The organism is Herbaspirillum sp. SJZ107 (assembly GCF_006715485.1).
Taxonomy (GTDB): Bacteria; Pseudomonadota; Gammaproteobacteria; order Burkholderiales; family Burkholderiaceae_D; genus Telluria.
Map to the genome: position 1 here is coordinate 709,574 of NZ_VFNH01000002.1, position 15,663 is coordinate 725,236.

14 protein-coding genes are annotated in these 15,663 nt (G+C 66.5%); 6 read left to right on the forward strand and 8 right to left on the reverse strand.

Features of this window, described 5'->3' with window-relative positions:
- Positions 1–46 precede the first annotated feature (46 nt).
- Genes FBX97_RS12825 through chrA form a run of 3 tightly spaced genes read left to right on the forward strand, consistent with a single transcriptional unit; the run spans position 47 to position 2,577 of the window.
- A complete protein-coding gene (locus tag FBX97_RS12825; RefSeq protein WP_141832163.1) occupies positions 47–514 on the forward strand; it encodes an Lrp/AsnC family transcriptional regulator in 468 nt (155 codons plus the stop codon).
- Positions 515–545: 31 nt separating this feature from the next.
- Positions 546–1,310 (forward strand): hypothetical protein, encoded by a 765-nt coding sequence (locus tag FBX97_RS12830; protein WP_141832165.1) that lies wholly within the window; start codon positions 546–548, stop codon positions 1,308–1,310.
- Positions 1,311–1,332: 22 nt separating this feature from the next.
- Positions 1,333–2,577, forward strand: coding sequence for a chromate efflux transporter (gene chrA / locus FBX97_RS12835; RefSeq protein WP_141832167.1), 1,245 nt, complete (start codon positions 1,333–1,335; stop codon positions 2,575–2,577).
- A gap of 29 nt (positions 2,578–2,606) precedes the next feature.
- On the opposite strand, the gene FBX97_RS12840 is transcribed toward chrA, so the two are convergent.
- Positions 2,607–3,737, reverse strand: a complete 1,131-nt coding sequence (locus FBX97_RS12840) for an L-dopachrome tautomerase-related protein (protein ID WP_141832169.1) — start codon at positions 3,735–3,737, stop codon at positions 2,607–2,609.
- Between the two features lie 268 nt (positions 3,738–4,005).
- Between FBX97_RS12840 and FBX97_RS12845 the strand changes: the two genes are divergently transcribed.
- Entirely contained in the window at positions 4,006–4,800 is a 795-nt protein-coding gene (locus FBX97_RS12845) for a prohibitin family protein (protein ID WP_221631800.1), read from the forward strand.
- Positions 4,801–4,804: 4 nt separating this feature from the next.
- Here the strand turns inward: FBX97_RS12845 and FBX97_RS12850 are convergent, their stop codons facing one another.
- A complete protein-coding gene (locus FBX97_RS12850) occupies positions 4,805–5,233 on the reverse strand; it encodes an alpha/beta fold hydrolase (RefSeq protein ID WP_141832171.1) in 429 nt (142 codons plus the stop codon).
- Between the two features lie 8 nt (positions 5,234–5,241).
- Positions 5,242–5,952: an alpha/beta fold hydrolase gene (locus FBX97_RS12855; protein WP_185748573.1), complete on the reverse strand. Its 711-nt coding sequence runs from the start codon at positions 5,950–5,952 to the stop codon at positions 5,242–5,244.
- Between the two features lie 189 nt (positions 5,953–6,141).
- Here FBX97_RS12855 and FBX97_RS12860 point away from each other — a divergent pair, with 189 nt between their 5' ends.
- Entirely contained in the window at positions 6,142–6,441 is a 300-nt protein-coding gene (locus FBX97_RS12860) for a hypothetical protein (RefSeq protein ID WP_141832175.1), read from the forward strand.
- Positions 6,442–6,462: 21 nt separating this feature from the next.
- Here the strand turns inward: FBX97_RS12860 and FBX97_RS12865 are convergent, their stop codons facing one another.
- The 4 genes from FBX97_RS12865 to FBX97_RS12880 all read right to left on the reverse strand — a co-directional run bounded on the left by FBX97_RS12865 (position 6,463) and on the right by FBX97_RS12880 (position 13,411).
- Entirely contained in the window at positions 6,463–8,529 is a 2,067-nt protein-coding gene (locus FBX97_RS12865) for a tetratricopeptide repeat-containing diguanylate cyclase (protein WP_255517450.1), read from the reverse strand.
- A gap of 241 nt (positions 8,530–8,770) precedes the next feature.
- Positions 8,771–10,585, reverse strand: coding sequence for an ABC transporter ATP-binding protein (locus FBX97_RS12870; RefSeq protein WP_141832179.1), 1,815 nt, complete (start codon positions 10,583–10,585; stop codon positions 8,771–8,773).
- Positions 10,575–12,335, reverse strand: a complete 1,761-nt coding sequence (locus FBX97_RS12875; RefSeq protein ID WP_141832181.1) for an ABC transporter ATP-binding protein — start codon at positions 12,333–12,335, stop codon at positions 10,575–10,577. Before FBX97_RS12875 ends, FBX97_RS12870 begins: the two co-directional genes overlap by 11 nt.
- Before the next feature lie 173 nt (positions 12,336–12,508).
- Positions 12,509–13,411, reverse strand: a complete 903-nt coding sequence (locus FBX97_RS12880) for a phasin family protein (protein ID WP_185748574.1) — start codon at positions 13,409–13,411, stop codon at positions 12,509–12,511.
- A gap of 171 nt (positions 13,412–13,582) precedes the next feature.
- Here FBX97_RS12880 and FBX97_RS12885 point away from each other — a divergent pair, with 171 nt between their 5' ends.
- Positions 13,583–14,863, forward strand: a complete 1,281-nt coding sequence (locus FBX97_RS12885; RefSeq protein WP_141832185.1) for an amidohydrolase family protein — start codon at positions 13,583–13,585, stop codon at positions 14,861–14,863.
- Positions 14,864–14,885: 22 nt separating this feature from the next.
- Here the strand turns inward: FBX97_RS12885 and FBX97_RS12890 are convergent, their stop codons facing one another.
- Positions 14,886–15,521: an SAM-dependent methyltransferase gene (locus FBX97_RS12890; protein WP_141832187.1), complete on the reverse strand. Its 636-nt coding sequence runs from the start codon at positions 15,519–15,521 to the stop codon at positions 14,886–14,888.
- Between the last annotated feature and the right edge of the window lie 142 nt (positions 15,522–15,663).

A 15,663-nucleotide genomic window follows, 5' to 3' on the forward strand; every position in this document is an offset into this window, starting at 1 on the left:
AGATATTCCTTTTATGATTCATCGAAAACCCGTAAGGACACGCTTCATGAAAGATGGGCAACTCGACGAAATCGACCGCAAGATCCTGCGCACGCTGAGCCAGGATGGCCGCATCAGCAACCAGAAACTGGCCGAGACCGTGAACTTGTCGCCGACGCCGTGCTGGCACCGCGTGCGCGCGCTGGAAGAGGGCGGCTACATCACCGGCTACGCAGCGATGCTCGACCAGCGCGCGCTGGGTATGCCGGACACCGTGATCATCGAAGTCACGGTCGACCGCCACGACGACGAGATCTTCAAGGCTTTTTCGGATGCGCTGGCCGAGCTGCCGGAAGTGATGGAGGCGTACCTTCTGTCCGGCGAATACGATTACCTGATCAAGGTGGCGGTGGCGGGCACCGAAGGCTACGAGCGTTTTCTGCGGCAGAAACTGTATAAACTGCCGGGGGTGCGGCATACGCGTTCGACGTTTACCCTGCGTTGCCTGAAGCGGGCGCCGTCGGTGACGCCCTGAATCAACCGCTTTCTTTCCTCTCGAGGTGGCGATGCCGAAGCGATGGATGCCGTGCGTCCTGGCCTGGACGCTGGCGCAGCATGCGTATGCCGGGACAGGCACCGGTAACCAGGACTGGTATGTCCCGGCCGGGAACGGCGTCTTTGCCGCCGCTGCCCGCAACCTGTGTAAGACATCGTCCCCGGAGGTAGCCGATGCCACCGTATGGTCGCCTGACCGCCGGCAAAAGATCGCACTGCGCCTCACTGCAGACGGTGACACGGCGACTTTCGCCATCGATGGCAACGGCCGGGAAACCCCGATCGACACGGCGGCGTGGCCCTGTCCGGAAGTCGCCTGGGCTTCGGACTCGACGCTTTTCTTCATCAATTACAGCGATGGGGGGGCCGTGGGTACCTACGAGGTGGCGGCGTATCGCATCGGCGCTGGGAAGATGGAGAAGATCGATATCGCATCGGCTGTCCGGCGCGACTTCCGGCGCCGTTATCCAAAGTGTTTTGAACCGGAGACGCCGAACGTCGCCGGCGTCGCCTGGTCCGCAAGCGGCACCAGGGTGATGGTGGCGGCCGAGGTGCTGCCGCATTCTAATTGCGACAATATGGGAACATTCAATCTGTATGAAGTCTCGGTGCCCGAAGGACGGATCGTTCGCCGCATTCCACAGCTGCCCGCGAAGGCCTCGTTCGGATACATGCTCGGCCCCGAACTGCGTGCGGCGGACGACCGCTGTTTCTCACGACCGGGATCGTGCAATATCGCGGCGCTGCATGCGCCATCGATGGCAAGACAACGCTGAAGCTTGAATTTTTCGGAAAACGATGTCCGCGCCACCTCTTCGATCCATACCCGGTTCGCATCATAAAGACAGCGCCCTGGCGATTTTCGCGATCTTCCTGAAACTCGGGTTGAGCGCATTCGGCGGCCCCGCCGCCCACCTCGGCTACTTCCGCAACGAGTTCGTACTGCGCCGCCGCTGGCTGGACGAAGCCGACTATGCGGACCTGGTCGCACTCTGCCAATTCCTGCCGGGGCCGGCATCGAGCCAGGTCGGATTCTGCCTGGGCTTGTTGCGAGCGCAAAGCCTGGCAGGCGGCTGCGCCGCATGGCTCGGCTTTACCTTGCCGTCCGCGCTGATCCTGTTTGGATGCGCCCTGGGCGCCGCTGTCTTGAATGGTCCATGGGCGGCGGCCGCCATCCACGGCTTGAAACTGGTGGCCGTCGCCGTCGTTGCCCACGCGGTCTGGGGCATGGCGCGCTCGCTGGCGCCCGACGGTCCGCGCGCCGGCATCGCGCTGGCGGCCCTCGCCATCGTGGTGTTTGCAGGCGGCACGTTCGGGCAAGTGGCGGCGATCGTTACCGGCGCCCTTGCCGGCATGTGGCTGGGCCGTGGCCAGGTATCGGCCGCGCTGCCGCGGTCCGGATCGCCGGGCGCGCACAAGGGCAGCATCGTGGCGCTGGCGCTGTTCTGCGGCCTGCTGCTGGCGGCCGTCGCCATGCCCCAGGCCGCCACTGCGTCCGCCACGTCGATCTTCGGCGCCTTTTATCGCGCGGGTGCGCTGGTCTTCGGCGGCGGCCACGTGGTGCTGCCGCTGCTGCGTGCGGAAGTGGTCGGGACCGGCTGGCTGGCGGACGACCGCTTCCTGGCCGGCTATGGCCTGGCGCAAGCCGTACCCGGTCCTTTGTTTACCTTCGCCGCCTACCTCGGTGCCAGCCTCGGTGCCAGCCTCGGCGCCGGCACCGGCGCAGCGGCAGCCGGGGCCGTCGTCGCGCTGGTCGCGATCTTCCTGCCTGGACTGCTGCTGGTGTATGCGGCCCTGCCTTTCTGGCGCCTGTTCCGGGCCTGGCCGCAAGCGCAGCATGCGGTGCGCGGCGCCAATGCCGCGGTCGTCGGCATTCTCGGCGCGGCCCTGTATGACCCGGTCTGGACCGGCGCCGTGCTGGATGGGAAGGATTTCGCCGTGGCGGTGGCAGGCTTCCTTCTATTAGTCATCTGGAAAAGCCCGCCCCTGGCCGTGGTGCTGGCGGTTGCCGGCGCGGGCGCACTGCTGAAGATGCTCGCCTGAGGCGGCAAGCGCCGGCGCCGGCGCTGCGCTCAGTCGCCCAGCTTCACGCGCCACAGCTGGGTCGGCAGGGCCGGCGGCGCATCCTTCTTGTAGAAGGCCGAATCCTGGATGCGCGAGGTGGTCACGTACAGGCTGCCGTCCGGACCCTGGCTGAAGGTGTCGGGCCAGCGCAGGCGGGCATCCTGGACCAGCGTGCGCGGACTGCCGGATGCACCCTGCGCCAGGTCGCGCACGCCGATCGCATTGTTTTCAATCAGGCTGACGTACAGCTGGTTGCCCGGCTTGCCGTTCTTGTGGCCGATCCAGAAGCCGTCCGTCGGACCGGTCTGGCCGTAGGACTGGACGTCGCCCGCCACGTCCTGGCCCTGGAAACCGCGCGATTCGAGCACACTGGCCTGGATCCGGTACAGCGTCTTGCCGGTCAGCGCCTTCCAGTACAGGTAGCCGTCGCCGGACAGGGCGATGCTGTCGGCGGCGAACTGGACCTTGCGGCCGTCGGGCGAGCGCACCGGCTTGCCGTCCGAATGCACGACCACGCCTTTTTCGGGCTGGGTCGACGGATGGCCGTCGAGCACGCGCTTTGCCTTGCCGCTGGCCAGTTCGACCACGATCAGGGCGCCGCGCTCGCCGGAGTCGGTGATGAAGGCGAATTTGCCGTCACTGGAGAAGCGCACGTCGTTCAGGTAGGAACCGGGGATCGCCACCGACTGGTCGAACGCGATCGTCTGGGCCACGCGGTCGGTGGCGAGGTCGATGCGCACCATCTTCGGCCCGCCGGGCACGATCGCTTCATGCGCCGGTGACGCCGGGTCGAGGACCCAGACGTTGCCGCGGCCGTCGGCCACCACGCTCTGCACGCAGACCCAGTGGTCGCCCGGCGAGGTCTCGTCGCCATTCGCATTGCGCCAGGCGTTCCAGCGCGCATCCGGGTAGGGCTTGATCGAACCGTCCTTCATGACTTCGGCCACCGACACCGGCGAATCCTCGGTCCAGCGCGGAAAATTGACGAAGATGCGGCCGCGTTCGCTGACGGTGACGCCGGTCACCTGATGCGCGAACTGTGCGACCGGTTCCAGGGTGGGCTGGGCCGGTGCGGCCCAAGCGGCGCTGCCGGCCATGCCGGCGAGTGCGAGAGCGACAACTGCGGATGTGCGTTTCATTATTTCTCCCGTGAATTAATACTGGACAATGTCATACAGATATTGAATTATGGTGGGGATCGCTTCATGCCTGGCGCACGCAAGGTGGGTAGCGCGTCGTGCAGCAGAGCGGCAGGCTGTGCGCAGTTCAGGTTTTTCCGCAGTCAACGCCCGGAAATTTTATATTTCTCTGAGAATTATCAAGCTATACACTTTTCTTGTCGTCAATTTATACGACGATCTGTCCGTTCATTACCTGGCCGGCAGAACCGATCGAAAGGGATTCGACATGAAAAGCATGTTGTTGGTAAGGCTCATCGGCGGTCTGGTCCTGCTGATGGTGTTGTGGGCACTGGCGCCGTTCGGCACCGTGCCGGCGGGCTACCGGGGCGTGATGACGACCTTCGGCAGTCCGAGCAGCCAGGTGCTCAGCGAAGGCATCCATTTCCGCATTCCGCTGGCGCAGAAGCTCAACCTGGTCAACGTGTCGATCCAGAAGGGCGAGGGCGACGGCGATGCCGCCTCGCGCGACCTGCAGACCGTGCACACCCGGGTGGCGCTGAACTACCACGTCAGGCCGGAAGGCGCCGTGACCGTGTTCCGCGATCTTGGCAACGAGCCCGGCCAGCGCATCATCATCCCGGCCGTGCAGGAAGCCGTGAAGGCCGTCACCGCGCGCTTCACCGCCGAAGAGCTGATCGCCAAGCGCACCGACGTGCGCGACCAGATCGTGGCACAGCTGCGCGAGCGCCTGGCGCGCCACGGCATCATGGTGGACGAGTTCTCGATCGTGAACTTCAATTTTTCGCGCTCGTTCAACGACGCGATCGAAGCCAAGACCACGGCCGAGCAGCTGAAGCTGAAGGCCGAGCGCGACCTCCAGCGCATCGAGGTCGAAGCCAAGCAGCGCGTGGCCCAGGCCCGCGCCGAAGCCGAGTCGCTGGCGGTGCAGCGCCAGCAGGTGACGCCGGAACTGATCCGCCTGCGCGAGATGGAAAACCAGCGCATGGCTATCGAGAAGTGGGACGGCAAGCTGCCGACCGTGGCCGGCGGCGGCGCGGTCCCCTTCATCAACGTGAAGTAAGCCGCTAGCGCTGGCCAGTCCCGCGCAGCGGCTGGACACGGCCGCTGCCGGCGGCGCCGGCCAGGCCCTGCACGAACTGGGCGATGGCGGCGGCGTACTGGCCGCCTTCTTCCAGCAGCCCGTTGTGGCCGGCCGGGCGGATCAGGATGAAATCGGCGCGCGGCGCCAGCTTGCTGATGGCAACCCCAGCTTCGGGCTTGGTGATGCGGTCGGCGTCGCCGGCCAGCACGCGGACCGGCACCGGGAGCGTGGCCGGGGTGGCCGTCTCGTCCCAGCGCAGCACGGCGCGCAATCCTTTCGCAATCACAGAGGGCGTGTCCTTGACGTTGAAACGCGAGCCGAAGTCGAGCTGGCCACGGGTAACGCCACGGCTCAGGGACGTGATGCGGTTGACGATATGGCTGCTGCCGTTCAGGTAGCTTTGCAGGTTCATCAGGCGCATCAGCGGCGACAGGACGATGGTGAGCAGCAGCAGGGTTCGATGACGGGCCAGCGCAGGAGCCGCAGCAAACCGCCCGCCATCACCGTCTTCAGGGGCCAGGTATGGGTGGTATCCATGAACACCATGCCGTTCACCTTGTTCCTGAACAGGTCGGGATGCTTGCGGGCCAGCGTCAGCATCATGAAGCCGCCGATGCTGTGCCCGACCAGGGTGACCGGCCGCTCGCCGGTCTCCGCGATCACGGTGCGCAGGTCTTCGGCCAGTCTCTCCACCGAATATTGCTTGTCCGCGGGCTGGCTCGAGCGGCCGAGGCCGGGCAGGTCCCACAGCACCAGCCGGTAATCCCTGGCGAGCGCCTTGCGTACGTAGTACCAGGCGGTGCTGTCGAGCGCCCAGCCATGGGTGAGGAGGATGACGGGCTTGTCGGCCGGGCCATCGAACTCGAGATGCAGGGTGCTGCCGCTGGCGCCGGTGATGGTCCGGATCTCGGCGCCGCGTTCGGCGTGCGGCTCATCCTTGCCGCGCGGGTAGAAGGCCAGCACGATCTGGCGTCCGAACGCCGACCACACGAGCATCGCGATGCCCGACACCAGCCAGCTGGTGGCGATCAGGACGCCGGTAGTCCAGGCCCACAGGATATAGATGCCGCCGCCGAGCAGGGCAATCGAAGCGATGCTGGCCAGCGTGCCCAGCAGGAATGGCAATGGCATGACATACATGGTCGTCTGCTCCTGTTCGTGATTGTGGGCCTGCGTCGACATGAAGGTAGCAAGCGACCCGTGCTGCATACAAGGTCGGCACAGCCAAAAATCACGTAAGACTAGTCCGAGCATCACTGCGCAGCCGTCCGCCGGCATGGACTTGCCAGGTGTAATATTGATAACAAAAAGGAGGCTGAAATGAATCGTACGATCTCATCGGCGGTGCTGCTGGCGGCTCTTGTGCTGGCCGGCTGCAAACCCCAGGCCGATGGCGTCGGTCCTGCCGAGAAGGCGGGCCGGGCCATCGACGACGCCGGCGCCAAAGTCGCCGGCAAGGTGCAGGAACAGGTCGAGAAGGCCGATGCCGTTGCCGCCCAGGCGCGCGAGAACGCCAAGGAAGCGACGGCGCAGGCGAGCCGCAACCTGGACAAGGCGACCGAGGCGGTCGGGAAGAAGGTGGAGCAGGCCGGCGAGAAGATCCAGCAGGCCGCGCATTAAGGCGGGTTTATCCCGGCATGCTCAGGACATTGCCCTCAACACCGGCATGCCGCCCTGTACGACCGAGAGATCGACGAGTCCTGCGCGGCGGGCGCGTTCGATGTCCTGTTCGACTTCCAGCAGGGCCGCCGGGTCGAGGCGCTTGAGGCCGCGCACGCCGTAGGCGCGGTTGCGGCCGTGGCCCTTGGCCAGGTACAGCGCCATGTCGACGATGTTGACGGCGCGCTCCCACGACAGTGCCGCGCCGCGCGTCAGCGGGAAGGGGGCGAAGCCGATCGACACGTTCACCGACAACTGCGTGCCCTGGTAGTCGATGGTGCGCGCCGGGATGTCGCTCAGCAGGCGCAGCGCGACTTCGTCCAGGCCGCCGCGCGGCACCGCCGGCAGGAAGGCCAGGAATTCCTCGCCGCCCCAGCGCACGATCATGTCGGTCTCGCGCAGGATCTCGCGCAGGCCGCTGGCGATCTCGCGCAGCACCGCGTCGCCGGCGCCGTGGCCGTAGGTGTCGTTGATGTGCTTGAAGTGGTCGACGTCGAGCAGGAACAGGGCGCTGACCATGTCGTCGCCCTGCGGGTTCAGGCCGGCGCCGCGGCGTTCGGTGTCCTGGTGGCCGCGCATGTATTCCTGGAAGTGGCGGCGGTTGTACAGGCCGGTCAGCGGATCGCGTGCGCTCTGCTGTTTCAGTTCCTGGTTCTTTTCTTCGAGCTGGGCGTTGGCCTGGCGTACCTTGCGGTACAACATGAAGACGATCGCCGACGCCAGCGCGAAGACCGTGGCCAGCAGCCACCAGACGCGCTGCTGCAGGCGGCGGTTGTCGATCTCGGTCGACTTGACCTGGTTTTCCTGGCGCAGCAGTTCGATCTGGCGCTGGCGCTTGTCGGCCTCGTACTTTTCCTGCAGCTCCAGCATCGCCTTCTGGCGGCGCTTCTCGAACAGCTCGTTCGACAGCGCGCGCTCGCGGTGGTAGGCACCCACCGCGCCTGCGTAGTCGCCCGCGCGTTCCAGCGCGTCGCCGTATTCGGTCAGCATCATCTGCAGGTCGGGCTTGTGGCCGGACTTCTCGTACCAGGCCATGCCTTCCTCGATGCTTTTCTTGCCTTCGGTAAGGCGGCCCATGGCGAGATAGGCCTGGCCGATGTTCAGGCGCGCGACGGCGATCAGTTGCTCGTCCTTGCGTTTGCGGGCATGTTCCAGCGCCTGCTGGGCATACGACAGCGCGGCGTGGTGGTTGCGCAGCTTCAGGTGGCAATCCGACAGGTTGACCAGCGCGGTGCCGATCATCGGGTCGGCGCCGATCTGGCGCGCCAGCGCGAGTTCTTCGCGCATGACCTTCAGGCCGCGCTGGAGCTGGCCGGAATCCATGGCCACGCCATATTCGGTGTTCTTCAGCGTCGCCAGGCGCGCCGGCGAATCCAGCGTCCTGGCGGCGCGGTAGGCTTCGTCGAGCGCGTCGAAGGCCTTGCCGTGTTCGCGCATCTGGTTGTACAGATAGGCCAGCGAATTCAGCGTGATCACGATGGACAATGGATCGCCGCTCTGGCGTGCCTGGGTGACGGCCGCCTGGATCCGGTTCAGGGCGCTCGGGAAGTTGCCGTCCTCGGCATACGACTCGCCGGACGAGACCATCGCGCGGATGCGCAGCTCGCGGTCCTGGCTGTCCAGGGCCAGCTTCTCGGCTTCCCATACCAGCTGGTGCGATTGCGCCATCTCGTTCATTGCGAACAGCGCATAGGCCTTGGCCAGCAGGGCACGTGCGATGGCATCCTCGTCGTTGTGCCTGCGGCCCAGCGCCAGCGCCTCTTCGCACAGGGGCAGCGCCCGTTCGTTGTGGCCCAGGCGGTACTGGGCGATGCAGGACAGGCTGAGGAAATTGGCGCGTTCGCCGGTCGTGGCCGTGGGGAGTTCGGCAGCCAGCTTGTCCAGCATCGGCAGCGCGCGCTGCGGGTTGATACGGGTGATTTCCTGGATCTCGCCCAGTTGCTTGTGCAGTGGCGAGGCGACCGCGGCAGCGGTGGCCGGTACCTGTGCCGGCGCGGCGGCGAAAGCGCTACCCCACGCCAGCAACAGCGATAGCAGCGGCGCACGCAAGACTGCGCGGCTGCTTCGATATTGCGATGCGCAATGCAGGCCTGCCAAGATAGCTCTCCCCGGAGATAGGCTGTCCCAAGAATGGATGAGACCGGTCTTGGAACCGACCTTGGGATTATAGGCCTGTTGCATAACAGAAAGACGTTTTTTATCTCTCGTATGCGAAAAAAAGACATACCATGAAGGTATGTCAAGACACATTTGCTCCGTTATGGTGCAAATGTGTCGTTAAAAGGCGGGATCAGGCGGCCAATTGCTGCAACAGGTAGAGTCGCTGGTAGAGGCCGCCTTCAATGTGCATCAGCTCGTCATGGCTGCCGGCTTCGCTGATGCGGCCGTGGTTCAGCACGACGATGCGGTCGGCATCGCGGATCGTCGACAGCCGGTGCGCGATCGCGATGATGGTCACCTTGCCGCGCAATTCGGTCAGTGCCTGCTGCACGATCTGCTCGGTCTGGCTGTCGATGCGCGAGGTGGCCTCGTCCAGCAGCAGCACGCGCGGCTTGCCGGCCAGCGCGCGCGCAATCGCGATCAGCTGCTTCTGGCCGGACGACAGGCGCGAGCCGCCTTCGCCGAGCGGGGTGTCGTAGCCATTCTCCAGCGCCGCGATGAAGCCGTGGGCATGGGCCGCGCGCGCCGCCGCCTCGATCGCCTCGCTGGACAGGCCGCGGCCCATGTCGATGTTCTCGCGCGCCGACGCCGCCAGCAGGAACGGGTCCTGGGGCACCAGGCCGACTTCGCTGCGGAAGCGTTCGTTGTCGATCGCCGCCAGCGGCTCGCCGTACAGTTCGATGCTGCCGCGGGTCGCCGGGTAGTAGCGCAGCAGCAGCGACAGCAGCGTCGACTTGCCGCTGCCGGTGTGGCCGACGATGCCGAAGAAGGCGCCGCGCGGGATCTCGAGCGACAGATCGTGCAGCACGGTCTGGCCTTCGATGTAGGCGAAGTTCAGGTTGCGCACGCGGACCGCCGGCGCGTTCGGGTCCACATCGGCGGCGCCGTCGGCATTGCGCCCTGCGCTGGCCCGGCGGCGGCCGTGTTCCGGCGCCCCGGTCTCGTCGAGCAGGGCGGACACGCGCGCCGTGGCGACCACCGCCTGCTGCAGGCCGCTGAACTGCATCGTGATCTGGATGAGCGGCTCGACCACGCGCGCGATGTAGCTGATGAAGGCGTACAGCACGCCGACTTCGACCCCGTTCAGGCTGCGCTGGCCGAAGCTGAAGATCACCACCGCCAGCAGCACCACGTTGAGGAAGTCGAGCGCAGGGCGCAGCAGGAAGGCGTTGGCGCGCAGCTCGGCCACGCGCGCCGTGTAATGCTGTTCGTTGGTGCCGGCGAAGCGCTCGCCGAAGCGGTGCTGGGCATTGTTCGCCTGCAGCACGCTCATGCCGCCGATCGATTCCGCCATCTGGGCGTTGATGTCGCTGCGCAGCGCGCGTGCGCGCGTGACCGCCGGCGCCGACATCTTCTGGTACAGCCAGACGATGCCGAGCACCGCCGGCACCAGCGCCAGCACGATCAGCATCAGGCGCCAGTCGAGCCAGGCCATCGCGATCGAAGTCCCGACCAGCACGATGCTGCTGTCGAGGATCACGAACAGCACCTGGATGTACAGGGTCTTGACGGCCTCGGTGTCGTTGGTCACGCGGCTGACCAGCTGGCCGGTGATGGCCTTGTCGAAGAAGGCCATCGGCAGGCGCAGCACGTGGCCGTACACCCATTCGCGCAGGCGCTGCACCGAGCGCATCGCCAGGCCGGACAGGCGCACCAGCTGCAGGAAGCGCAGCCAGGACGCGGCCCAGCCGGTGAGCAGCACCCCGGCCAGCAGCAGCGCCATGCGGGTCCAGTCGAGGTGGTGCGGCAGCAGGTGTTCGTCGATCAGCTTCTTGCCGAGCAGGGGGCCGAGCACCTCGAGGGCGGCGGCGACGATCAGCCAGCCGGTGGCCCATTTCAGGTGGACGCGGTCGGGTTCCGCGGCGCGCCGCAGCAGGCCGAGCGCCTGGAAGGCCTGGTCCTTTGATGCGCCCTTGGTCTTGTCGTTGTCTGCGTCAGACTGCATCGAGACTGGCCTCCAGTTGTTGATAGCGCCATTGGCTGGCATACCAGCCGTCGCGCGCCAGCAGTTGTTCGTGGGTGCCCGATTCGACGATGCGGCCGTCGCGCAGCACCACCGTCAGGTCGGCCTTGACCACGGCCGACAGGCGGTGGCTGGCGATGATCACCGACAGTTCCGGGCGCGTGCGGCGCAATTCGTCGAAGTGCTCGAGGATGCTGGTCTCGGTGCCGGTGTCGACCGCGGACAGCGCATCGTCCAGCAGCAGCAGGCTGCTCCGGGCCAGCAGCGAACGCGCGATCGCGACGCGCTGGCGCTGGCCGCCTGACAGCGTGATGCCTTTTTCTCCGACCGGGGTGTCGTAGCCGTACGGGAAGCGCAGGATGTCGTCGTGGATCGCCGCCATCTTCGCCGCCTCCTCGATCTCCTCGCGCGAGGCGCCGGGGCGGCCCAGTGCGATGTTCTCGGCGATCGAGGCCGAGAACAGGAAGGATTCCTGCGGCACCCAGCTCAGGCCCGAACGCAGCGTCGCCAGCGTGTAGACGTCGAGCGCATGGCCGCCCCAGGTGACCGTGCCGCGCTGCGGCGTGGCCTGGCGCAGCAGCACCCGCAGCAGCGTCGATTTGCCGGCGCCGGTGGCGCCGACCAGGCCCAGGGTCTGGCCCGGTTCCAGGCGCAGCGAGATGTCGTTCAGCGCCGGCGGAGTCGAGCCTTCCTGGCCGCCGTAGGTGAAGCTGACGTCCTTCAGCACCAGCGGCCCGCGCGCCAGCTGCTGGACGGTGCCGTGGTCGTCGACCGTGAGCGGGGCGTCGAGCAGCGGCTCCAGGCGCGCCAGCGCGGCGCGTCCGCGTTCGATCAGCGACAGCACCCAGCCGGCCGCGAACATCGGCCAGATCAGCTGGCCCAGGTACATGGTAAAGCTGGTCAGCAGACCGATGGTGAGCTGGCCCTGCCACACCAGGTAGCCGCCCAGGCCGAGCGTCAGGCCGGTGGCGGCGGTGAGGGTCAGGCCGACCGCCGGTTCGTAGGCGGCTTCCCATTTCTGGGCGGTGAGGCTGGCGTCGGCGGCGGCGGCGGCCAGTTCCGAAAACTGCTTGCTGCTGCGCTGTTCCAGGCCGAGCGCGCGCAGGGTGCGCACGCCGCTCAAGGATTCCTGCACGTGGTCGTTCAGCTTCGAGAAGCGCGTGAGCGAGTCGCCGGAGGCGGTGTGGATGTGGCGCGAGATGTGCCAGAACGCCACGCCCATCAGCGGGAACGGCAGCAGCGCGATCAGGGTCAGGCGCCAGTCGACGCCGAGCAGCATGATGCCCAGCACCATGATCAGCGTGAGCGTGCCGTCGAAACCGGCCAGCATCGCTTCGCCGGATGCCTGTTCGATGGCGTCGATGTCGTTGGTGGCCAGCGCCATCAGGTCGCCGGTGCGCTGGCGCTGGTAGAAGGCCGGGCCCTGGGCCGACAGCCGCGCATACAGGCGCGTGCGCAGCTCGACGCCGAGGCGATAGGCAGCCGAATACAAGCGCAGGCGCCAGGCCACGCGCAGGCCGTAGATCGCCAGGCCGAGGCCGAGCAGTTCCAGCAACTGGATGGTGAGATCGTGGCCGCCGAGGCGGTGCGCCGCCAGTCCGTCGATCATCGCGCCGACCTTGCGCGGCACCAGCACCGAGCATATCGATACGCCGAACAGCATCACGGCCGACGACGCATAAGAACGCCAATGCCGGCGCACGAAGCCGCCGATCAGGCTAGCCAAACCCATTGATTATCCCGTTGAAAAAAGAAAGCAAGCCGAAGCCCGCCAGCGATTTTGAGGGATCGTTGGAAGCGGGCCAAGGCCCGCTAATGTACTACCTTTGAGCAGCCCTTGCAGGCGGGGCGCCCACAAGCGGAACAGCGCGCGCCGTGCTCAGGCGCGCTGTTCAGGCGCCGTGCTCACGATTTCTTGCGCGACGCGCGGCGGCGTTCCGGCGCCGGGCCGTTGCTCAGCTGCACCGGGGGCGTGGTGTCGAGCGGCGCCACCGGCGGCAGTTCGACGTGCTTGCCGTTTTCCAGCGGCACGGTCGAGGCGATCGGGTGCTCGGCGCCCACGGGCTTGGGGGCCAGGTCGTTCAGGGCTTCGACCAGCGGCTTGGCCTTGGCCGGCGGCGCCTCGTCGGCGATCACGATGTCGACCAGGGCATCGACGTTGGCGCTGGTTTCCTCGTCGAGCGCCTTGGCCTGCAGGGGAGCGGCATCCGGCTCGGGCGGGACTTCGGACGGCGCTTCGCCGGTCTTTTCGGCACCGAGTTCGGTCGGTGCTTCCACCGGCGCGGCCGGCGCTTCTGCCGGTGCCGGCGAGGTCTGGTCACCCACGCCCATCGTGTCCTCGGCCAGCGCCGCATTGCTCTCGGCCGCGGCGGTCGCGATCTCGGTCGTCACGGTGGTGGCATCGGCGATGGCGATGCCGGCCTGTTCGACGACGTGCGCGACCGGGGCCGCCAGCAGCGCCGGCGGCTGGATCGGCATCGGCGCCGGCACGGGCATCGGAATGGTGCTCCAGTTGCGCTCGCGCGCGCCCATGGCGATGCCCAGCAGTTCGCGCGAATAGGAGAACATCTGCTGCCACTGGCCCTGGGCCTGGCTGCCGATGGCGAGCAGGTCGCGCGGATCGCTGGCATGCAGCATCTGGCGCAGGGTGCCGGTGGCTTGTTCCACCGAAGCACGCGAAGTCTTGATATTGAGGACAAACAGCTGCTCGGCACTGTCGAGCGCGCGGGTGGTCAGCGCATGGAAGGCGTCGAGCTGGGCTTCCCATTGGGGGCGCACGACGGACAGGCGATCGGGGAGTGAAGTCATTGGAAATTCCTTGTTCATTCAGGTTATGACGCACTGCAATAGACCTAGTGTAAAGCCGTTCATCAGGGTTGGAAAGGGAATTCTGTGTAGTTTTTACAAGGAAATATTGCAACGCAGCATTAATTTTGGATGTGATAAGCTGGTCCCATTACCTGTGCCGAAGGAGAACAAATGGACCTCGTCATTCGCAACGCCACCCTGGCCGACGGCCGCAAGCAGATCGACATCGCGATCCGCGGCGACACCATCGTCGAGGTCGGTCCCAGCCTGCCGTTGCAAGGGGCCCACGAAATCGACGCCGGCGGCGATCTGGTCTCGGCACCTTTTGTCGACGCCCATTTCCACATGGATGCAACGCTCAGCTACGGCTTGCCGCGCGTGAACCAGTCGGGCACTTTGCTCGAGGGCATCGCCCTGTGGGGCGAACTGAAACCGCAGCTGGCCCAGGAAGCGCTGATCGAACGCGCACTGCAGTATTGCGACTGGGCGGTGGCGCGCGGGCTGTTGGCGATCCGTACCCACGTCGACGTCTGCGACGACCGGCTGCTGGCGGTCGAGGCGCTGCTCGAGGTAAAACGGCGCGTCGCGCCTTGGCTCGACCTGCAGCTGGTAGCCTTTCCCCAGGACGGCCTGCTGCGCAGTCCGACCGCCTTCGACAACCTGAAGCGCGCGATCGCGATGGGCGTGGACGTGGTCGGCGGCATCCCGCACTTCGAGCGCACGATGGCGCAGGGTGCCGAGTCGGTGCGCCTGCTGTGCGAATATGCGGCGGAGCAGGGCCTGATGGTCGACATGCATTGCGACGAGAGCGACGATCCGCTGTCGCGCCACATCGAGACGCTGGCCTATGAAACCCAGCGCCTCGGGCTGCAGGGACGCGTGACCGGTTCGCACCTCACCTCGATGCATTCGATGGACAATTATTACGTGAGCAAGCTGCTGCCGCTGATCGCGGAGTCCGGCGTGGCGGCGATCGCGAATCCCCTGATTAACATTACGCTGCAGGGGCGCCACGACACCTACCCCAAGCGGCGCGGCATGACCCGGGTGCCGGAACTGCTGGCCGCCGGCGTGCCGGTGGCCTTCGGCCACGACTGCGTGATGGACCCGTGGTACGGCATGGGCTCGGGCGACATGCTGGAAGTCGCGCACATGGGCCTGCACGTGGCGCAGATGACCGGCCAGGCCGCGATGCACCAGTGCTTCCTGGCCGTGACCGAGACCCCGGCGCACATCCTCGGCCTGCAGGGCTACGGCATTGCGCCGGGCTGCAAGGCCGACCTGGTGCTGCTGGATGCCGGCGGCCCGGTCGAGGCGATCCGGCTGCGCGCGGCGCGGCGCGCGGTGGTAAGGCGCGGGCAGGTGGTCAGCGAGGCGCCGCGGGCGCGCGCCAGCCTGCGTTTGCCGGGTCGGCCGGAGACGGTGGATTTCCGGCTCGGGCGCGAGGCTTGAATAACAAGGAAGGGGCGGCGGCTCAGCGTGGGTAAATGAAACCGGTGCGGATATCCATCGGCACCAGGCGGCCGTTTTCGCGCACGGTCAGGCGCTGCGGCGGCTCGTCGCCGGCCAGCGCGCGCCAGATGACCGGCAGGCCTTCGCCCTTGCGCAGCAGCTCGTCGCAGCGTTCGTAGACGTTGGGGCAGCCGGTGGCTTTCAGCAGGGCCTGCACGATCGCCACCTTCCATGCATCGACGCCGGCGGCATTGAACTGGCAGGTCAGATAGCCGCTACTGCCGCCGAGGCTGTGCACCAGCAGGCCCGGCAAGCCGTCCTTTTCGCCGTCGACCAGCTGCACCAGCGCCTGCGGATCGGCAGCGCGCAGCGCGCCGGCGCGGCGCTCCACGGCGGCCTGCACGCGGCGCTTGATCAGCGCATGGTCGACCGGCTCGTCTTCGCGCAGGGTCCAGACGCGGGCGGCGATCTGCGACCTGGCGTTGTAGGCGGCGCGTGCCAGGAATTGCCGCGACGACGATTGCACGATGGCGGTGGCGCCCGGCTTGTTGCGCTCCTGCGGCTTGCCGTCGACCTTGTCGATGGCCGAGAGATAGATCCAGGGATCGCCGGCGAGGATGCTTTTTTCCTTGCCCTGTTTGATGGTGATGATGAGCATGTATGTCCTTCTTTTGAAGGAGCGGATCATACAGCAAGCGGGGCGCCGGCTCCCGCCGCCAGCATGCCTGGATGCAGCATCTATTTCCTCTTGTAATTGCACAAAAATATAGTCGTCAAACCTGTCAGATTCGCTAGCCGTG

What these genes read in the sequence shown, in the direction of transcription:
- FBX97_RS12825 (WP_141832163.1), top strand. Translation starts at nt 47, where the DNA reads ATGAAAGATGGGCAACTCGACGAAATCGACCGCAAGATCCTGCGCACG.
- FBX97_RS12830 (WP_141832165.1), top strand. Translation starts at nt 546, where the DNA reads ATGCCGAAGCGATGGATGCCGTGCGTCCTGGCCTGGACGCTGGCGCAG.
- chrA (WP_141832167.1), top strand. Translation starts at nt 1,333, where the DNA reads ATGTCCGCGCCACCTCTTCGATCCATACCCGGTTCGCATCATAAAGAC.
- FBX97_RS12840 (WP_141832169.1), bottom strand. Translation starts at nt 3,737, where the DNA reads ATGAAACGCACATCCGCAGTTGTCGCTCTCGCACTCGCCGGCATGGCC.
- FBX97_RS12845 (WP_221631800.1), top strand. Translation starts at nt 4,006, where the DNA reads ATGAAAAGCATGTTGTTGGTAAGGCTCATCGGCGGTCTGGTCCTGCTG.
- FBX97_RS12850 (WP_141832171.1), bottom strand. Translation starts at nt 5,233, where the DNA reads ATGAACCTGCAAAGCTACCTGAACGGCAGCAGCCATATCGTCAACCGC.
- FBX97_RS12855 (WP_185748573.1), bottom strand. Translation starts at nt 5,952, where the DNA reads ATGCCATTGCCATTCCTGCTGGGCACGCTGGCCAGCATCGCTTCGATT.
- FBX97_RS12860 (WP_141832175.1), top strand. Translation starts at nt 6,142, where the DNA reads ATGAATCGTACGATCTCATCGGCGGTGCTGCTGGCGGCTCTTGTGCTG.
- FBX97_RS12870 (WP_141832179.1), bottom strand. Translation starts at nt 10,585, where the DNA reads ATGCAGTCTGACGCAGACAACGACAAGACCAAGGGCGCATCAAAGGAC.
- FBX97_RS12875 (WP_141832181.1), bottom strand. Translation starts at nt 12,335, where the DNA reads ATGGGTTTGGCTAGCCTGATCGGCGGCTTCGTGCGCCGGCATTGGCGT.
- FBX97_RS12880 (WP_185748574.1), bottom strand. Translation starts at nt 13,411, where the DNA reads ATGACTTCACTCCCCGATCGCCTGTCCGTCGTGCGCCCCCAATGGGAA.
- FBX97_RS12885 (WP_141832185.1), top strand. Translation starts at nt 13,583, where the DNA reads ATGGACCTCGTCATTCGCAACGCCACCCTGGCCGACGGCCGCAAGCAG.
- FBX97_RS12890 (WP_141832187.1), bottom strand. Translation starts at nt 15,521, where the DNA reads ATGCTCATCATCACCATCAAACAGGGCAAGGAAAAAAGCATCCTCGCC.